At 35.4% G+C, this 18252-nt stretch carries 21 protein-coding genes; 14 read left to right on the top strand and 7 right to left on the bottom strand.

From position 1 onward, the window contains the following. Nucleotides 1–310 precede the first annotated feature (310 nt). From HNQ35_RS12305 to HNQ35_RS12295, 3 genes are all read left to right on the top strand, one after another. On the top strand, nt 311–604 hold the full coding sequence (locus HNQ35_RS12305; RefSeq protein ID WP_146938506.1) for a hypothetical protein: 294 nt from the start codon (nt 311–313) through the stop codon (nt 602–604). A gap of 138 nt (nt 605–742) precedes the next feature. After that, nucleotides 743–1246: a nucleotidyltransferase gene (locus HNQ35_RS12300; RefSeq protein ID WP_246118110.1), complete on the top strand. Its 504-nt coding sequence runs from the start codon at nt 743–745 to the stop codon at nt 1244–1246. Continuing rightward, complete coding sequence (locus HNQ35_RS12295; protein WP_246118111.1) at nt 1247–2110, top strand: hypothetical protein; 864 nt, start codon at nt 1247–1249, stop codon at nt 2108–2110. It abuts the gene before it with no gap. Between the two features lie 145 nt (nt 2111–2255). Here HNQ35_RS12295 and HNQ35_RS14470 read toward each other — a convergent pair whose 3' ends face one another. The 3 genes from HNQ35_RS14470 to HNQ35_RS12280 all read right to left on the bottom strand — a co-directional run bounded on the left by HNQ35_RS14470 (nt 2256) and on the right by HNQ35_RS12280 (nt 4593). Then, nucleotides 2256–3575 carry a globin-coupled sensor protein gene (locus tag HNQ35_RS14470; RefSeq protein WP_146938507.1) on the bottom strand — a complete coding sequence of 440 codons (1320 nt, stop codon included), beginning with the start codon at nt 3573–3575 and terminating at the stop codon, nt 2256–2258. Between the two features lie 95 nt (nt 3576–3670). Next, entirely contained in the window at nt 3671–4003 is a 333-nt protein-coding gene (locus HNQ35_RS12285) for a hypothetical protein (protein WP_146938508.1), read from the bottom strand. A 143-nt stretch (nt 4004–4146) separates the two neighbouring features. Continuing rightward, nucleotides 4147–4593: a DUF542 domain-containing protein gene (locus HNQ35_RS12280; RefSeq protein ID WP_146938509.1), complete on the bottom strand. Its 447-nt coding sequence runs from the start codon at nt 4591–4593 to the stop codon at nt 4147–4149. Between the two features lie 172 nt (nt 4594–4765). Here HNQ35_RS12280 and HNQ35_RS12275 point away from each other — a divergent pair, with 172 nt between their 5' ends. The 3 genes from HNQ35_RS12275 (at nt 4766) to HNQ35_RS12265 (ending at nt 7868) form a co-directional block, all read left to right on the top strand. Further along, entirely contained in the window at nt 4766–4987 is a 222-nt protein-coding gene (locus tag HNQ35_RS12275; protein ID WP_146938510.1) for a heavy-metal-associated domain-containing protein, read from the top strand. Nucleotides 4988–5255: 268 nt separating this feature from the next. Beyond that, a complete protein-coding gene (locus HNQ35_RS12270) occupies nt 5256–7151 on the top strand; it encodes a heavy metal translocating P-type ATPase (protein WP_146938511.1) in 1896 nt (631 codons plus the stop codon). Nucleotides 7152–7169: 18 nt separating this feature from the next. Beyond that, nucleotides 7170–7868 carry a Crp/Fnr family transcriptional regulator gene (locus HNQ35_RS12265; protein ID WP_146938512.1) on the top strand — a complete coding sequence of 233 codons (699 nt, stop codon included), beginning with the start codon at nt 7170–7172 and terminating at the stop codon, nt 7866–7868. 299 nt (nt 7869–8167) lie between these two features. Here the strand turns inward: HNQ35_RS12265 and HNQ35_RS12260 are convergent, their stop codons facing one another. Further along, nucleotides 8168–8527, bottom strand: coding sequence for a YybH family protein (locus HNQ35_RS12260; RefSeq protein WP_146938513.1), 360 nt, complete (start codon nt 8525–8527; stop codon nt 8168–8170). A 354-nt stretch (nt 8528–8881) separates the two neighbouring features. Here HNQ35_RS12260 and HNQ35_RS12255 point away from each other — a divergent pair, with 354 nt between their 5' ends. Both HNQ35_RS12255 and HNQ35_RS12250 read left to right on the top strand, forming a co-directional pair. Further along, entirely contained in the window at nt 8882–10336 is a 1455-nt protein-coding gene (locus HNQ35_RS12255; RefSeq protein WP_146938514.1) for an NAD(P)H-hydrate dehydratase, read from the top strand. A gap of 99 nt (nt 10337–10435) precedes the next feature. Continuing rightward, nucleotides 10436–10999: a GNAT family N-acetyltransferase gene (locus tag HNQ35_RS12250; protein WP_146938515.1), complete on the top strand. Its 564-nt coding sequence runs from the start codon at nt 10436–10438 to the stop codon at nt 10997–10999. 654 nt (nt 11000–11653) lie between these two features. On the opposite strand, the gene HNQ35_RS12245 is transcribed toward HNQ35_RS12250, so the two are convergent. Further along, the gene (locus HNQ35_RS12245; RefSeq protein ID WP_146938520.1) at nt 11654–12415 is read right to left on the bottom strand and encodes a MerR family transcriptional regulator; all 762 of its coding nucleotides are present in this window, start codon (nt 12413–12415) and stop codon (nt 11654–11656) included. A 164-nt stretch (nt 12416–12579) separates the two neighbouring features. Between HNQ35_RS12245 and psiE the strand changes: the two genes are divergently transcribed. Next, nucleotides 12580–13008: a phosphate-starvation-inducible protein PsiE gene (psiE, locus tag HNQ35_RS12240; RefSeq protein ID WP_146938521.1), complete on the top strand. Its 429-nt coding sequence runs from the start codon at nt 12580–12582 to the stop codon at nt 13006–13008. 87 nt (nt 13009–13095) lie between these two features. Here the strand turns inward: psiE and HNQ35_RS12235 are convergent, their stop codons facing one another. Continuing rightward, nucleotides 13096–13392 carry an FtsX-like permease family protein gene (locus HNQ35_RS12235; RefSeq protein WP_170226722.1) on the bottom strand — a complete coding sequence of 99 codons (297 nt, stop codon included), beginning with the start codon at nt 13390–13392 and terminating at the stop codon, nt 13096–13098. A 550-nt stretch (nt 13393–13942) separates the two neighbouring features. Between HNQ35_RS12235 and HNQ35_RS12230 the strand changes: the two genes are divergently transcribed. From HNQ35_RS12230 to HNQ35_RS12210, 5 genes are all read left to right on the top strand, one after another. Continuing rightward, nucleotides 13943–14158 (top strand): hypothetical protein, encoded by a 216-nt coding sequence (locus tag HNQ35_RS12230; protein ID WP_146938523.1) that lies wholly within the window; start codon nt 13943–13945, stop codon nt 14156–14158. A gap of 1 nt (nt 14159) precedes the next feature. Beyond that, nucleotides 14160–15041 carry a hypothetical protein gene (locus HNQ35_RS12225; RefSeq protein WP_146938524.1) on the top strand — a complete coding sequence of 294 codons (882 nt, stop codon included), beginning with the start codon at nt 14160–14162 and terminating at the stop codon, nt 15039–15041. 11 nt (nt 15042–15052) lie between these two features. Continuing rightward, entirely contained in the window at nt 15053–15241 is a 189-nt protein-coding gene (locus tag HNQ35_RS12220) for a hypothetical protein (protein WP_146938525.1), read from the top strand. A gap of 41 nt (nt 15242–15282) precedes the next feature. Next, a complete protein-coding gene (locus HNQ35_RS12215; protein ID WP_146938526.1) occupies nt 15283–15747 on the top strand; it encodes a hypothetical protein in 465 nt (154 codons plus the stop codon). A 217-nt stretch (nt 15748–15964) separates the two neighbouring features. Further along, complete coding sequence (locus HNQ35_RS12210; RefSeq protein ID WP_146938527.1) at nt 15965–16591, top strand: hypothetical protein; 627 nt, start codon at nt 15965–15967, stop codon at nt 16589–16591. Between the two features lie 129 nt (nt 16592–16720). Here HNQ35_RS12210 and HNQ35_RS12205 read toward each other — a convergent pair whose 3' ends face one another. Continuing rightward, on the bottom strand, nt 16721–17629 hold the full coding sequence (locus tag HNQ35_RS12205; RefSeq protein ID WP_146938528.1) for an EamA family transporter: 909 nt from the start codon (nt 17627–17629) through the stop codon (nt 16721–16723). Between the last annotated feature and the right edge of the window lie 623 nt (nt 17630–18252).

Genomic DNA, 18252 nt, shown 5'->3' with positions numbered 1-18252 from the left:
GCAAAAACTATTTTGAATGGTTCTGTCTTTCAATGATATCCAGTAACTCAATGATTCTTTCGTTCTGATCAATCAACGTGTTATTCTGTTGCCGTAGTCTGGCCAAATCAAATAAGAGGACAATGAAAACAATGACAATAAAAATTTAAAAATATTTACACTCTATTCAAATAACATAAAATACTGGAATTTCCTTATTCTATATTTTACATCTAGAAATAGATGCAAATTTCTATCCATTTTAAGAAACCTTTAGACGAAAAAAACGTATGACATATTAGATGAGGCATCGGAGGAGATCATATTGGGAATGTTTTTTGAGTTGTTCGGCGCTTTTTTTGATGTCATTGAAATATTTTTCTATTATGTTTTAAAAAAGCCAGATGAAGAAGATATGAGTAAGAATATTAGAATGCTAAAAAAATATGGTTGGTTTCAAGAGTTGTTACAGGATGGAAGAGCGAGGGAATTAATCATTCATGATTGGCAGGTTCGCCAAGTCATTGGAAAAATGAATCATAAAAAATTCGATCGTCCTTTTTATCAATATCGCTATGAGCAGAAGTTAAGAAAAATATTAATAAAAAAACTAGATAGCGAATAAATTTTTTATGATAACAGTTATGTTTTAATGAGTCGTACTTTATATCGCTTCTTTTGTTATGTTAACGGCTAATCGTATCGTCAATAACGTAATAATTTTTCACTATAAATACGCTGATAACACGGAATAAATAATCAATTGAAAATTATTTGTCAATCATTGGCAAAAATGATTTCAGAAGGTATTGTTTTAAAAGACCATGACTTTATTAAAAATATTAAGAAAGAAGCGAATGTTCTTTTGAAAAATGGACCAAAACCGTGGAGTAACGAAACAATCATGATGAAAAGATACATGATCACCGATTTATTATATGATTTTATCGGATCATCTCAACGTGAAGTAGAAATTGTTATTGCCAGTCATTTACTTGAGTCTATCAGTGAATTTGTATTGCGGACCAATCGTAAATGGGTTGGTACGTCTAAGTGGCTGGTACGTACATTGGAAGATTATGATAAAGAACTTGCACATCATTTCTTTATTTCTTTTGATGAATTTTTTAAGACAGAAAATAAACAGCATATTATTCAATTAGTAGATATGGTTCTTGAGCCCTTTGGAGGCAGATTATTTGCAGGATTTAATGTAGGAAAAGATGAACTACTAAATAATAATAGTAAAGAGATAGAGGGTGAGTAGTTGGACAAACTAATTATGAAAAAAATATTAGACTATCATTCAGATTTAAACTTTGTCGATGGGCAAATTTCTAGAGATGGAACACTATTGTTACTTGAAACAGACATGCAAGAAGTTGATTTTTTTGAAAGACCAGTTCCAAGACATGATTGGATGGTTAGGATGATTAACAAGGAAGGCTTGACATCCATCAAACTTAAGCATGTTCCATTAATACCTACAGAAGTAGACTTGTTTACTGATGGTACACTGCTTATCGTGCAAGGACGTTGTCAAAAAGAAGGGAATAAAATTGAGCGTAATGCCCGGAGATATAATCCGAATGGGCAGCTTATCGATGCGTTTACACTTGGAGATGGCATTGCTCAAGTACAAATTGATGAAATAGATACGATATGGGTTAGCTATTTTGATGAAGGCATTTTTGGCAATTTTGGTTGGGATGATCCAATGGGAAAAGATGGTTTTGTTGCGTACTCAATATCAGGTGAAAAGGTGTGGAGTGTCACTGAACATAGTATGATTGATTGCGATGCCTTCCATCTGATTAATTCAAACGAGTGTTATTTTTATTATTACGATTTGGATTATCGTCTCGTTCACATAAAAGAAAACAAGACATTTAATTTTAGTATTCAAGGACAACATGAATTATCTCAATTTACCATTGATAAAAAGGGTTTAATCGGAACAGGCGACAATCAAACGTTGATGTACTTCCAACTAAAAGGGAGAACGTTCAAACTAAAAGGCAAAATAAAACTAGTCGATGAGAAGGGGAAACAGCTTAAAGGACGCGTATTTGTTCGAGGAAGTTATGTTTACGTCTATGCGAATGATTGTATTTATTTTAAAAAATTATAAATAAAGTAGAATCAACGATTAATATTGCGTCATATTGTGTGGTAAGGAGATAAGATGAGTTTTGGATCTTAATGCGACCTAATCCCGTTCTCAAAGGTTATTATTAGGTCGCATTGCTGTTAAAGATATTCCAAGTGATTATTTATTATCGTTTTTGAATATCATTAATAAGTTGTTTAATTCGATTCAATGATTGCGGAATGGCCTCATTCGCTTGTGCAATATCATGTACCAGGGTGCTGACCGTTTCGAGTTGATATTCAATTTTTTCATTACTTAAAGTTGTCTTGTCCATACTCTGATTAATTTGATGAAAGGCATGTTCTGTATTTGTCATTTGATGTCGGACATCTTCTAAGTAACGAGCTACATCAGCCATTGATGCCGTACTTTTATCAATTTGTTTATTCGTTTGGTTGATTAGATTCGTAATTTTAGTAACAGAGCTTGCTGTTTGGACAGATAACTTTCTAATCTCATCCGCTACAACAGCAAAACCACGTCCATGTTGTCCAGCCCTTGCAGCCTCAATTGACGCATTTAATGCAAGGAGATTCGTCTGGTCAGCAATGGATTTTACAATTTCGATTATATCTTTAATTTGTTTGGATGTTATATCAAGTCCCTTCATATCATCGGTTGTTTTTACCGTATTGGATTCCAACGTATCTAATACACGTCGCATTTCGGACAGGCGGTTATTTCCTTCTAAAGCATCATGTTTAGCGCTACCCGCTAGTTCAGTTCCTTGTTTTGAATCGTTAGTAATGATTTGCAGTTGCTGAGATATTTTCTGAATGGAATCTGACGTTTCTTCTACCATCGAAGCAAATTCATTTGCAGTTGTTTCTAAATAGTCTAAAATGATGGCCTTTCGTTTTGATTCTTCACTTTTTATCCGTTCAACTTCTTCATCATATGCTTCTAAAACAACTTGTTGCTCGAGATTAAGTAGTTTTTGAATAACTTTGATCGCTGTTAGTTGATCTTCTACATTAGAAAAATATTTAGTTATGGTGTTTACAAGGCCATCAAAAATTTTTTCAAATGATGCAATATACCATTTCTGTGTTAAGCCAATATTCACATGTATCATCGCAATTTGTTTTCTTTTATGTAAAAATTGTTCATTCATCGTACCTGAAAACATTTCTACAATATGCCTTTTTAACGTCTTTTTTAATCTTTCAATTGAACTATGTTCGTTGATGATGTTTATAAGAGCTGGATTATGCTCTAAATTGTTGTAAAAATCATCGATAATTCCTTGGATTTCCTTCTCTACATATGGCTTAAGTGCTTTAGCAATAGCAAAATCTTCCCTTGTCAATGAAACCATTTGTAATTGCATGGCAAGCTCTGAGTCATTAGGAATTTGAATATGAGAAAACGCCTTCTGACTTAGAGCTAATAATGATGTTTCTTGTAAGTTATTTTTTTCTCTAACTTTTAATAAAGAAAACACATGAAGCCCCCCTATATGATGACGATTAATACCATTATATCGTTTAATATAGAAAAAATTAATAGTTTAATGATTAATGTTATACAAAGATATCATTACCAATCATCCCATTTACTAGATAAAATGCCGTTATTTTTCAATAATGAAATAATCCAAGCTTCTTTTTCCCCCTGAAGCATTTCTTCGGTGCAGGCGTCATGTGGAGCAAAATTCATTGCTTTAGCTGCTTCCAGACTCGTTTCATCTAAAAAATTCGTAGGTTCAGGATCAGATTGTTCAAAGCAAGGTGGTGCAATATATGTCTTATAATGACGTTCTAAGATTATGCGTGTATCTGGAGAGGGATGAGTCGTGCCTTTTAATAAAAAACTTAGTAAAACTAACATGATGATAATTCCGACAGTAATAATAAACCATCCTTTTTTCATAAAATCACTCCTTATATTTTATATTCTATTATATAAGAGGGAAATATGAAAAGTGTTGAAGAATATTATAGAAATATAGGGTGGGAAATGTATCGTATGTATAATAAAATTATCGATAAACAGAACGTTTTTATTGAATATAATTATGGTGATATAGAGGTGAATTGATGAAGCAATTTAATCGAATGTTCTTCCATTTCAACTTTGAACTCATGATACACATGATATAATTCTCTTAAATGAGGGTTGTTTGTGCTGTGAACTCGGAAAATCTTTGTAACAAATTCACCTAATGCTGGAAGCTCCTGCTTTAAATAGGCATGATGTGTATTGATAATATGATCGACAAGTTTTGATAATGGCACTTGCTCCCCATCAATAACGTCATGATCCTGTTTATTCCATTCTGTATAAGCATGATTTAACTCAGATAAAATCGCTTCCCCATCAAGATAACGCTCAGGAAATGTTTTTATCAGTGGCTTACCACCGCCACAGCAAAAATCAATGCGATGCTTTTGAAACAAATCACTGGCCTGTGGAAATGTTTTCATAATATCTGCTGGTGTATGTTCAGCTGTAAATATCATTTAAGTCCCTTCCATCATTATCATTAACATAATCATAATAGAGCTTTTTAAAAAAGTCTGTGATTCATCTCACTTTGTTTGAAAAATTATTATTCAAACTTGACCTACGTCAATTTTTATTTTTAAGAAAGACGATAAGATAAAGATAGAACAAAACAAGGAGGAATAAAACATGACAAAAGCAGTCTTTCAATTAGAACCGTTAACATGCCCAACTTGTGTTAAAAAAATAGAAACAGCATTAACAAATCAAGACGGTGTTGATATGGTAAAAGTACTCTTTAACTCAAGTAAAGTAAAAGCAGAGTTCGATGAAAAGGTCGTTGAACATGGTGAATTAGAAACGATTATCGAAAAGCTTGGATACACTGTGAAAGGCACAAAGGTTTCATAATTTAACAACTGGAGCTGTCAAATGTTATTTAACTAGTGGGCGCTCCAGTTTTTGTTTTTAAAATCGGAGCAAGTCGAATGAGCTCGACATTTGACGCGAAGTTGAGAAAATAGCGGAGATGTAACGAGTATGGCGCTCTACCCGATGCGAACTCATGGGAACAGCGAGAACCGTAACGGGTAGAGCATCTTAAACACAAAACTTGACGGTGGTCAATTCTTTATTTGCCAGGACCTTTTATGATGAAGATAGAAAGGAAGTGGTGAGGATGCAACTATTTATTAACAGATATAAAAACCAAATAACCCTTATTTCGTTTATCTTAATTGTATCGGCGTTTTTGATTGGTGGGGACTTTAAAAATATCGCACTTATTTTAGCTACTGTGGTAGCGGGTGTTCCCATTGCTTTAAAGGCGTATCAGGCGCTAAAAATGAAAGCTTTTAGCATCGAATTACTCGTGACGATTGCTGTTATTGGGGCACTTTTTATTCAAGAGTTTGTTGAATCTGCTGTTGTGACGTTTTTATTTATGTTTGGTGACTATTTAGAAGGACGCACATTAGAAAAAACACGTTCTTCCTTAAAAGAACTCGTTGATATGGCGCCACAGGAAGCGACTGTGATTCGAAATGGTGTCCATGAGACGATTCCTGCTGAAGAAGTTAATCAAGGTGAACGATTAATTGTTCATGCGGGTGGGAAGATTCCAGTTGATGGCGAAATTATTGCTGGTGAGGCTTCCATTAACGAAGCAGCAATTACAGGTGAATCGATCCCTGTTCGTAAAAAAATGAAAGATGCTGTATTTAGTGGTACGATTGTCGATAGTGGTTATGTCGAATTGATTGCTGAAAAAGTAGGCGATGACACGACTTTTGCTAAGATTATTGAGCTCGTTGAAGAGGCGCAAGAATCTAAATCAAAAACCGAGAAGTTTTTAAATAAATTTGCGGCTATTTATACACCAGGTGTTGTCGGTTTATCGCTTCTCGTTTATCTATTAACGCGTGATTTGCACATTGCGATTACGTTTCTTGTTATAGCTTGTCCTGGGGCTCTCGTTATCGGTGCACCTGTGTCGAATGTTGTTGGGATTGGTAATGGGGCAAAACATGGTATATTGATTAAAGGTGGAGAAGCGATGGATAACTTCTCTAAAGTAGATACAGTCGTATTTGATAAGACGGGAACATTAACGAAAGGTAAGCCAGAGGTAACAGACTATCACGTATTTGGAACAGAAGACCCAGAAGAATTATTCAAAGACATTGCACGGGCAGAATTGATTTCTGAACATCATTTAGGAAGAACGATTGTCCAGGCGGCGAAAAAACGAGGGCTAGATATATCAGGAGATGTAGATGAAGGCGAAGTAATTAAAGGAAACGGGATTAGAGCTACCGTTGATGGGCGATTATTTGTAATCGGTAACCGAAAATTGATGGAGAAGGAAAACATTGCTATCACTCAAGAAATAGAAAACGTTGCCGTCGACAGAGAAAAGCAAGGGAATACGGCCATTTTTGTAGCAGTAGAAGGTGAGATAAAAGCAATTATTTCTATCGCTGATGAGATTCGTGATGATGCCAAAGAAGCTATATCCGAAATGCGGCAAAATGGGGTCAAGAAAATCATGATGCTTACAGGGGATAATGAATATACAGCAAGACTTGTTGCTGAAAAATTAGGTTTAGATGCGTACGATGCCGAATTACTGCCGGAAGACAAAGTTGAATATGTAAAGCGATTAAAGGATGAAGGTCATGTAGTAGCCATGGCAGGTGATGGTGTTAATGATGCGCCAGCGATAGCAACAGCTGATATCGGGGTTGCCATGGGTGAAGGTGGGACTGACATATCAATGGAAACAGCCGATGTCGTTTTAATGGCTGACCAATTAAAACAATTTTCTCATGCTTTTTCTTTATCAAAGGCAAGTATGCGTAATATGAAGCAAAATATTTGGATCGCTGTTGGGACCGTTGTACTCCTCTTGATCGGTGTATTAAATGGTACCGTTCATTTAGCGTCGGGTATGTTTATCCATGAAGCAAGTGTGTTAGTCGTTATTTTAAATGGGATGCGTTTGATGGCATTTAAGCGTGATAAAAAGAAACTTAAAAATAGTGGTACGTTAGAAACGGATGAGGTCGTTCTATAAAGAAAAAGAGGTGTTTATATGGAAAAAAAACATATTTGTTCACATCATGATCAAGAGGCATGTGTGTCGATCGTCCCGATATTTAATCATCTAGCCCAAGAACAGATGGATGAGGTTATGCGTGTTGTTCAAAGTGTTTCTTTAAAAAAAGGAGAAATCTTATACCATGCTGAAGATGAATCGGATGCCTTGTATATTGTCCATCAAGGCCAAATAAAAATATATCGGTTGACAGAAGAAGGAAAAGAGCAACTCATTCGGATTCTGTTACCTGGCGATTTTACAGGGGAACTAGCATTATTTCAAGACTCGGTTCATGAGGCCTATGCTGAGGCAATGGTTGACACAGAGATATGTATGATTCAACGACAGAATTTGCATCAACTATTATTAAAATATCCGACAATTTCCCTGGAAATATTGAATGAATTTGCAAACAGACTGGAAACAGCTGAAAAACAAACGACTCGCTTCGCAACAGAAAAAGTAGAAACAAGAATCGCTCTTTTTCTTGCTGAATGTTTAGATCGTCAAGGTGATGTGATGACTCACGAATTTGAACTTCCAATGAGTAAAAAGGATTTGGCGTCTTATTTAGGAACAACTCCTGAAACATTAAGTCGTAGATTCAGCCAATTTGAAGAAAAAGGCTATATTAAACAAAAAGGTCAAAGAAAAATAGAAATTCTAGATTTAGATGGTTTGCTGTTAGTGTAGTCGGATCGCTACCTTCATGTCAATTGGTGTTAATAGGTTTATGCACTAAGAATAAATGACTAATAACGGGACAAGGAATAACGTTTCTCCTTGCCCCACTATTTAAAAAATGAAGTAATGCCAGTAATTTTCTTCGTTTCCTTCATGGCTAAATTTCCATTCCACTCCAAATTTGTCTGTCAGTTTCCCAACTCCATAACGTTTCTTGTAGCTTCACAAGCTGTTTAAAAATTATCTCTTATATCTTCAGGATTTCATCATATTTAACTTTAGCCCATAACTCGACAGAGGATTAACAACTATTTAGGTAAAGGACTTAAGTGTTCATGAATTAATAACCATTCACCTGACTCTTTCAAAAAAACATTTGTGGCTCGACCTTGTCCACTCGCATATTTTCCATTAATATAGCCTTCATAACAATATGTATAAGTACAAGTTGCTGATTCAGTTCCAGCATGTAACCATATCACATCCTGTGCTGCATAATTTTCATTTTCAATCACAGACCAGGTGTGTTCAAAGAATTCCTGTATTTCTTCATGCGTCGAACAAGTCTTATTACTAAAAAAATAGACTGCCTTCGGGTGAAGTAACTTTTTTACCTCATTGAAATTGTGGGTATTCGTTGCCTTGATATACTTATTTAGAATATTCATTTATTTCACTCCTTAATTTTGTAATTTAATTATACCATTTCTAATTAAGTGTTGTATAGTGCAATAAATATCAGCAATAAATAAAAAAGATGAACATTCCCATCCATGTCTAAAATTTAACCTAGCATGCATAACAAAATCTTTGACTTCTTCGTGGAGCTTATGCTTAGGATTTGGTGGTCCTTCTTTAAAAGTCATGGTTTGTGGTTTTCAGTTTGAAATGCAACTTATTAAACTAAAGTTAACTGTTTATTTAATAAGATGCTAGGGGTAAATGATTCGTATGTTAAAATAAATATAACAATATTTTAGCCATTACACCTAAATATTTACATTAAAAACAAGGGTGATTTCATGTATATTTACCGAGCAGATGAGATTCATCAAATTGATCAACAAGCATTAGAGCAAGGCTTTTCATTATTTTCATTAATGGAAATTGCAGGACGTGAATTATTTCATAAAATGAAGCCGTTGATTAAAAAAGATGATCGTATCATTATTTTAAGCGGACGTGGAAATAATGGTGGTGACGGGATTGTGTTGAGCCGCTATCTACGTATGGCTGGTTACAACGTGTCACTCGTTTTCCCGCTTGGAAGACCGAAAACCGAAACAGCTAAGCAACATTTGGATTATTACTTTATGCAAGATGAAAAGGTCGATGAATGGAACCCGAATCAAGTATACGATGTCATTATTGATTGTTTGTTAGGCATAGGGACGACATTACCTTTAAGGGAGAATGTTAAACAAGTCGTTTCATGGAGTAACGAGCAAGATGCTTTACGCATTGCAGTCGATATCCCGACAGGCGTTCAAGCTGATCATGGACATGTTCCAGACGGTGAGGCGTTTTTAGCGGACTATTCGTTTTCATTACACGGTGTCAAACGATCAACATTTTTATTGCCATCTGGAACATACTTTGGCAAAACCGAGAGCGTGTCTGTTGGGTTGAAGCAAGGTAGTGATTTATCCATTATATCCAAAGAAAGTGTTAGAGCGACATTTCCGAATCGAGAAGTAACAAGTCATAAAGGAACATTCGGTACAAGTCTAATTGTCGCTGGGACGGATCATATGCCAGGAAGTGCCGTTCTTGCAGCAATTGGAGCGATTCGTTCAGGCACTGGAAAATTAGTGATGGCAACGACAGATCGTGTGGCATCAGTTATTGCATCAACTGTACCTGAAGCGACCTTTTTATTGAATGGCTTAGAACGGATTTGCCAAGGACATATTCCAGAAAAAATCGTTGCAGCCGGGATTGGGCCGGGAATTGAGGCATCAGAATCCGTCAAAAAAGCAACAGAAGTTTTAATGGAGAGTGGTATCCCACTCGTTGTTGATGCAGGCGCCATTCAAAAACGAAATAATTGGAAGGCGAAAGGTCCTGTTATTTTGACTCCACATCCAGGAGAATTTAGTCGATTAACAGGATTATCAATTGAAGAGATTCAGGCCAACCGTATCGAACTTGCCCGTCATTATGCGATGCATCATCATGTGACCGTTGTTTTAAAAGGAAAATATACAGTCATTGCCTTTCCAGATGGTGAAACATATATTAATCCAACAGGGAATAGCGGCTTGGCAAAAGGTGGTAGTGGTGATGTTCTAACTGGAATGATTGTCAGCATGCTTGCAACTCATGATAATTATCGAGATGCTGTAAAAAATGCAGTCTATGTTCATGGCCTGTGTGCTAATATATGGAGTGAAAAATACAGTGAAACGAGCATGGTTGCCAGTGATTTTCATCGTTTGTTACCGTTAGCGTTACAGCGAATTGAAAGGAATAAATAAACAAGCCAGGTTGCTAAATCATTGAGTTGCTCTCTTTTAGCTAGAAAAATATTTTACCATCTCTTAGAATAAACAAAATATTTGTATGGGTGTGAAGTTGTGAAAATAGAAGATATTTATCGTGAACTGCCTATTAACGAAACAGAACGGCTTTATTTAAGAAAAGTTACCATGACGGATTTGGATGATATGTATACTTATGGCTCAAATGAAAAAGTGGCTCAGTATGTTTTTTGGGAACGACATCAAACAAAAGCGGATACGAAAGCTTTTATTGAATATATATTGAAATGTTATGCCGCTCATCAAGTTGCCCCATGGGGAATTGAATACAAAGAAAATGGTCGGTTTATAGGTACGGTTGATTTTGTATGGTGGCAACCCCAACATCAAACAGCCGAGATTGGCTATGTTCTGTCTGAACCATATTGGGGAAAAGGAATCATGACTGAAGCGGTACATGCATTGGTGCGTTTTGGTTTTAAGCATATGGATTTAGTTCGTATTCAAGCAAAGTGTCTTGCTGAGAATATAGGTTCCGAACGTGTGATGCAAAAAAGTGGGATGGCATGCGAGGGTACGTTAAGAAAAGCGATGTTCGTTAAAGGAAAACATCGTGATATCAAAATGTATAGCATTCTAAAAGAAGAATTTCCTCTATAATTTGTATAAATCGTAATTAACTCCAATTCTCATCTTATACAGGGTGGGGGATAATATTATATGAAATAGAGCTCTTAAATGAGTCCTACTAGAAAAGTAGCTGCCTGTACTCCGTATGGAATCGTAATTTTTCCTGAATCCGTGCGGAGTGGGAGCCTGTACCCCGCATGGAATTGATATTTCTCCTGAATCCATGCGGAGTGGGAGCCTGTACCCCGCATGGAATTGATATTTCTCCTGAATCCATGCGGAGTGGGAGCCTGTACTCCGTATGGAATCGTAATTTTTCCTGAACCCGTGCGGAGTGGGAGCCTGTACTCCGTATGGAACTGGTATTTTTCCTAAATCCGTGCGGAGTGGGAGCCTGTACCCCGCATGGAATTGATATTTCTCCTGAATCCATGCAGAGTGGAATCCTGTACTCCGTATGGAATTGCTATTTCTCCTGAACCCGTGCGGAGTAGAAGTCTGTACTCCGTATGGAATTGGTGTTTCTCCTGAATCCATGCGGAGTGGAAGCCTGTACTTCGCACGCAATTGTAATTTCCCCTGACTCCATACAGAATAGAAGATATTAGTTATTGAAACCTTGATAGCATACCCCAAACCCCGATTCCACATCAAAACAAAAAGATAATATCATATCAAAAACCATTACTTCACTTCTAAAAAATGCTTGATCGCATCGCGTAAAAATCCAGCCCCGCCGGCAACATACTGATTATAATAAGCTGCGAATCGTTCATCTGCAACATACATATCAGCTAAATTGGCATGCGCTTCTTTAGAATAATTCGACCATGTGTACATGAGCCAATCTTTATGTTTACGAGCAAGCTCAAGAGCTATTTCTGAAGCAGGGTCATTAGTTTGGCGAGCTTTCGGTAACAACACCATAATTTCTTCACCTAGTTTTGTCCAGTTCCGGTAATCTTCTTGTGACATATTTATCATCTTCGCATGACTTGCATCCACGGTAGCATCACCATATTTCTCACGTATTTCTTTTCCATATTTCTGTTCATTTTCATCAATTAATTGCTTTTTAAAACCCGAAAACTTTTCATTGTCTTTCATCGGTACATCCCTTTCTTTACTAGCAATTGTTCTTTCGACAGTTGCAATGATTTGGTCAAGACGGGACCGCTTTTTCAATAAGTGGTCATAATGTCGTCTTAAAGCATCTATTTGATTGAAGTCTGGCTGGTGAATAATGTCCTTAATTTCCCGTAAACTAATATTTAACTCTCTAAAAAAGAGAATTTGCTGCAATAAGTCAACCTCTTCTTCACTATAAATACGATAACCAGACTCATTCACCTTGGCTGGCTTAAGTAATCCAATTTGATCATAATAGCGAAGTGTACGACCACTCACACCAGATAGCTCTGCTAATTGACTAACGGTGTATTCCATAAATACCCCTCCTGACATCTATTATGTTAAACCTATACGCTACGTAAAGGTCAAGGTAAATAATTTGCCCATTTGTTCGATTGTTCACCATAGCTTAGTAAATAGCAACTATGTTATGATTTAACTGTTCCTAGGAATTCCACTTAAAAGAGGTGCTGCCTAATATGGACATTTTAAAGAAGAGATACCACATCTTTTTAAACATGCTCCCTAACATCTTACAAATCATTTTAAATGTATCATTAGTCATCCTAGCCATTATTATGTCCTTTCTCTTAATTATGGAACTGATTGATTTTAGCCATATTCTCCTTGCTAATGAAAAAGCTGACTATAACCTTTATTTAGCAAATATATTAATCTTCTTCCTATATTTTGAATTCATTTCCATGATCGTCAAGTACTTTAGAGAAAATTATCACTTTCCAATGCGCTATTTTCTATACATTGGTATTACTGCAATGATTCGGCAAATCATTGTCGAGCATGATGATGCGATGAAAACATTGTTCTACTCACTCGTCATATTGATTCTTATCATTGGCTATTTTATTATGAATGTCACACCACGACAACGGCCAGAAGGGAAATAATATTCCAAGTAAATTAAAAAGCTCATTGGCCATTATTGAAAACAACTATGGAAAAAACGAACATGATGAACATGCTCGTCTCCAAAACTAAATATTTTCCTGTTTTAAAGCGTCAATAATGTTTGCCTTTTTAACTTTTGAACTGGCATAAAGCATTGCAGAGCCGATAATGATAAAGATGCCAATAACGACTGCGACTAGATTGAGCCATGGCAGTTCAAATTTATATGAGAAGGAATGTTGTAATGAATAAAACATGAGTAACATGACACCAATGCTTAAAGGAATACCGTAAATCAGAGCCTTTAGACCGTAGAAAATACTTTCGTAATGAATCATTAGGTTGATAAAATATCTAAACGTTTCTTCCCCAAGTTCAATCAAGTTTTCCTGTAACTCTTTAGGCAACTGCTCTTTTGTTGCTGTCGCATTAAGAAAAGCACTCTTTATTTCGCTAAGTTCTGTTATTTTGTCGACTTTTTGAATGGAATCATATAATCGTTCTCATTGTTCAGGTGTTTGTGCACATTGTCGTATTTGAAGGTCAAAATTAATACCGTCTTGTGCTAGTGTAGCGGTTTTTTTATTATAAACGATTCACATTAGAAGAGAACAATGAATAGAAATGTCAGCAATACATACATATGTTGCTGAGTGTTGAGTGAATTTACTTAGTTGTTTTTTTGAAAATTACAGAAAAATCTTTACGAATTACAGACCCTCTAGTACATTAATGGACAAGTAGTTAGAACTAATACAATAGTAATAATATACGAAAAGCGTTCTCTCTCATGGATGACTGCAAAAATAAGGGATAACTTAATCCCGGCTGCATACGAATATTAGTAAAACGCTCCTCATACAGACCCAATTAACTTATTAAGTATATATGAACCCTTTTAATAAGAGATAAGATGCAAAGAGGGGTATGAAAATGAATTTATATTTAATCAAACATGAAATGAAATGGCTAATGAATAGTAAGAAAAACATCTTATTTATTGCTTTTTTATTCATTCTATTGTGCAGTTATGTTTTTATCATTCTTCCAGCAACAGAATCTACGGAAACATTTGATATTGATGAAAAAAGCTACAAAGTTGAAGATATCAGGCACTCTATGGATTTTCGTGAAAACTGGTTTTTCTAGTATGACACAACGTTCCTATTTTACAGATATAAGTTATTATTTATCACTTCAAAGCAAGATGCTTCGGGCTTTTGAAAAAGGAGATTATTGGCGGTATATCATTTTACGCGAACATTACCTATATTCCGGTAAATATTGGGAAAGTTTATCAGATGAATCAAAACTATTCGAGGATTCTCCCTCTCCATATAAGGACCGCGCCCATTACTTCGATAAGAAACAACTGGTTTATGAACATTTCATTAAAGATGATGTGTCTGTAACGCTTCATATGATTGAAGGAAAAACAGCTTTACAAACATTACAACATGCACTGACAAATTTTGTAATATATCTCATCATTTTTTGCGCCATTTACTTTAGCAATAATATGTTAGTGCGTGATCGAGAAAACATTTCTGTTCTTCAAGGGGTGCCTATTAATTGGTATAGATTTATCAATACTAAAACGATAGCAGCTTTTGTTTATACGACTGTCGTATTAATTATATTTATGCTGTTAGCAACCTCGCTCCTTTCCATGACATATGGATTCGGTACATGGTCATTTAAAGTTCCAATTATGACTGGCCTCAATGAGGAACACTTTTATTATGAATATGACATGATGCCAATTGCAACATTTTTAATAATCGCATTTATCTTTATCTCCATTCTTATTTACTTATTTACTAGATTAAATATGATTTTCAGTTTGTTATTTAAAAATGAATGGGTTGTTTTATTCATGAGTTCACTTATTTTACTATCTGAGACGTATTATTTTGCACGGGATAAAAGAGAGTTATTAGGGTTTGATCTTAGCTATTTTCCACAAACGTATTTTGATTTTGGCAATCGAAGGAGGACATTTCAAATGAAATCGCGTTTCTGCAATATTTAGAGGAAAATGATTTGCCTATCCCGAATAATCCGTTTGAAACGAGTCAATTCATAATGACAGCTCTTCAATTATTAAGCGGTATATGGCTCTATCTCGTTCTTCTATTGTATGGAAGTGACATGTTAGTCTATGAAAGTAAACATCGCTCTATTATGAACGGCATGCCGATTCCGTTTGTAAAAAAATGGTTAGTAAAATAAGTATTTACTTTCTTTATATTTCAGCCTGTTTAACAGGTGGGTTGATAGCCGGGATTTATTTTTCTAATAAAGAAGCAGGGTGGGGAGACTTCTCCTATCCTATGACGGTATATACACGTGATGGTTATGAGGTCATTCCAAGAAGCAAATATCTACTATATGTGTTACTTGCGATGTTAGTCATTATTCTCATGGTTTTATGTTTATCCATTCTTATGAACATTTTCTTTAAAAATATGTATGCGAATGTGTTATTTGGGCTTGGATTATTTGCCTTAGCAGATTTGTTACAGGCTGCGGGATTGAATATGGGGCTCTTATATCCGATTAAATTCGTTGATTTTGCGTCAGTTCTTTCAGGTGAGACAGCCATACAAATTGACCAATCTTCAATCGATTATCGTTATATGATGATATGGCTTATTGTTTCTGTGCTTGCTTTGATGGTGATTCTATTTGGACAGAATCGACATAGTTTTCACGGTAATGTGTTATTTTATCTGTAGATACTTGCGTATTGGAACCGATACAACCTACTAACAAAAAACAACATGTACTGCTATAATGATTCGCATTCCTGAAGCCACCCCCGTTACAATTACTCTTCGTCAAGATAATATCTTTCATAATACTCATACGTCCCTAGTGGTCCGACGGTTAAGCTTTGATAAGCATAGGTCATTAAGCGTTCCATCCACAAACTTCTTTCTTCACCATCCATTTGTGCAAACGGAATACACAACACACGATTGGCAATATACAGATGGTCTTCAGGGAGTTTATAAACGTCTTTCACTTTTTGGTGGGGAAAAAGAGGCTATCATCGGTGATATCAGTGATGAAATCTATACATCGATTGATCGCAAAATAGCTGATACTGAGCCACTTATGCTTGAATATACCGAAGACAAAGATTATCGTATGCCAACAGGTCGGTATGATGTATATGCCCAAGTTGCTGGTGTGTTCTATGTTTACGATTCAGATGAAACACTATTATTTCGTGAAATAATCTCATATATGCCGGAGAAAATAACTGTTGATATTAAAGAAGATTATATGATCCGAATGAGTGGTTTTAACTCTGTTATGATTGAACCGATTGAAACGGAGATGAAAACTGAATTAAATCCTGGTATATGGGAAGTGGGTGTAGATATAGAACCAGGGAATTATACATTTTCCGGTGATTATGGGTTAGGTTATTTACAACTATTTGAATCTGGAAAGGAACCGCGGGTTTTTGAAGTGATTAGTAGTGAAAATGTTCAACCAAAAAGTACGATTCAATTAGAAGAAGGACAGAAATTAAGGATTAACGGTGTAACGATTAATTTTGAAAAGAAATAGCAGAAGAAAGGGTAATGTTCAAAAATAGTCATACTGTTATCGTTGAAATCACTATCATTTATATTACTCGGATAAAAGGAAGAGATAAGGGAGAGCCACCAGCTACTCCCTTTAATGTTAGACATATATCTACATTCCCTCGGTAATTCCTAGCAAAATAATACCAAGCATAACAATCCCTATCATAATGTACTGCTTTTTAGTTAAAATTTCCTTCAGGAAAATGCGAGATAAAATAACGGAAAAAATACCGTGTGCTGCAATAAGTGGTGCGGCAATAATCGCATTACTTGCCATGGCAAAGACATAGAAAAATTGACCGACCGTCTCAAGAATCGCAGCGTAACCTTTATCCTTCTCTTGAAAAATCTTGAAATCTTGCTTTTTAATTAGTTTTACATAAACATATGAAAGAATAGCACAAATAAGAAAAGTAAACTCATAAGCGAGTAGTGCCGAATCTTCACTAATTAATTTAAGTTCATCGAGATAGATACCGTCTGCAAATGTACCAAGCCCATCAATTAGACTATAAAGAATCGGGAACGTTATGGCTAAAAAACTGATTTGATATTTTTTATCAATAACGACATTTTGTGCATGTAATTGTCTTTCTTCATCGCGTCTTTCTAAAATGGCAAGGCCAATGACGCCCGCAGTAACGATAATGATTCCAGCAATATCAATGGGATTCATTTCTCTAGGGAAGAAAATGAATAGAAGAATTGCACTAACAGCACCAGATGAATTTTGTACTGGTGCTGCAATCGATAATTCAATATATCGTAACCCGACATATCCGATTGTCATTGATAAGATATACATTGCTGATACGGGAAAATACCTGACCATATCAAATGGATCAAATGTAATATCTTTTACGATCATATAGACGACCGCATGAAGTCCCATCACTAATCCAACCATCGTCACAATTTTTAAGTGACTATACGGGTCGTTACTATCTGTTCCTTTCTTATAAAAAAGGTTCGCACCGCCCCATGCTAAGGCTGTTAGTATTGCAAATATAAACCACATATGATTGCTCCTTAGATAAAAAGTATGAAGATGAAGTGCGTGAATCTACTTCTTTTGTACAATGAAGATTTCAATAGTTGAATGTTATTTGATATAAAACTGTTTGGCCTTGATATGAAACCTTTGCATATAAGACTTTTTAGGCTTAGACAGTTTATACAAACACACTCGATTGCCCGCCCGTCTTTCCATATTAAATTGAACAATGAATTTGTTTTGGAAATATGACACTCCAAATGTAGAAATCTTCCATTTCTTTCAATAAATTTGCATAAATGATAACCATATTCATAACTTAAATCTTTAACGAATTGACGAGCGATATCGATATGACTCCACAATCATTTTACAAGTATCATCATTGAACCGTTTGCTATTAATTTTATGTTCGATTGAACACATTTTCCTGAAATTAATTGTAATGATTAAACGAAGATATGTCCATGAAATGATAATAAGATTGACTCTTTAATTATTTAAATTATAATAATAAGATTAAATTATTTAGAATAAAATTCCAAACAAAATGAGGCTGGGACAAAACCCCAGTAAATAAAAACTAAGGCGTGGGAGCTTACACTAAAAAAGTGTAGGCCCCACGCCTTTTTATGGTTATTTGAGTA

This window comes from Cerasibacillus quisquiliarum (genome assembly GCF_014202495.1).
Taxonomy (GTDB): domain Bacteria; phylum Bacillota; class Bacilli; order Bacillales; family Amphibacillaceae; genus Cerasibacillus; species Cerasibacillus quisquiliarum.
The sequence above is the reverse complement of the archived record's forward strand: the minus strand, read 5'-3'. Positions and strand labels throughout refer to the sequence as shown.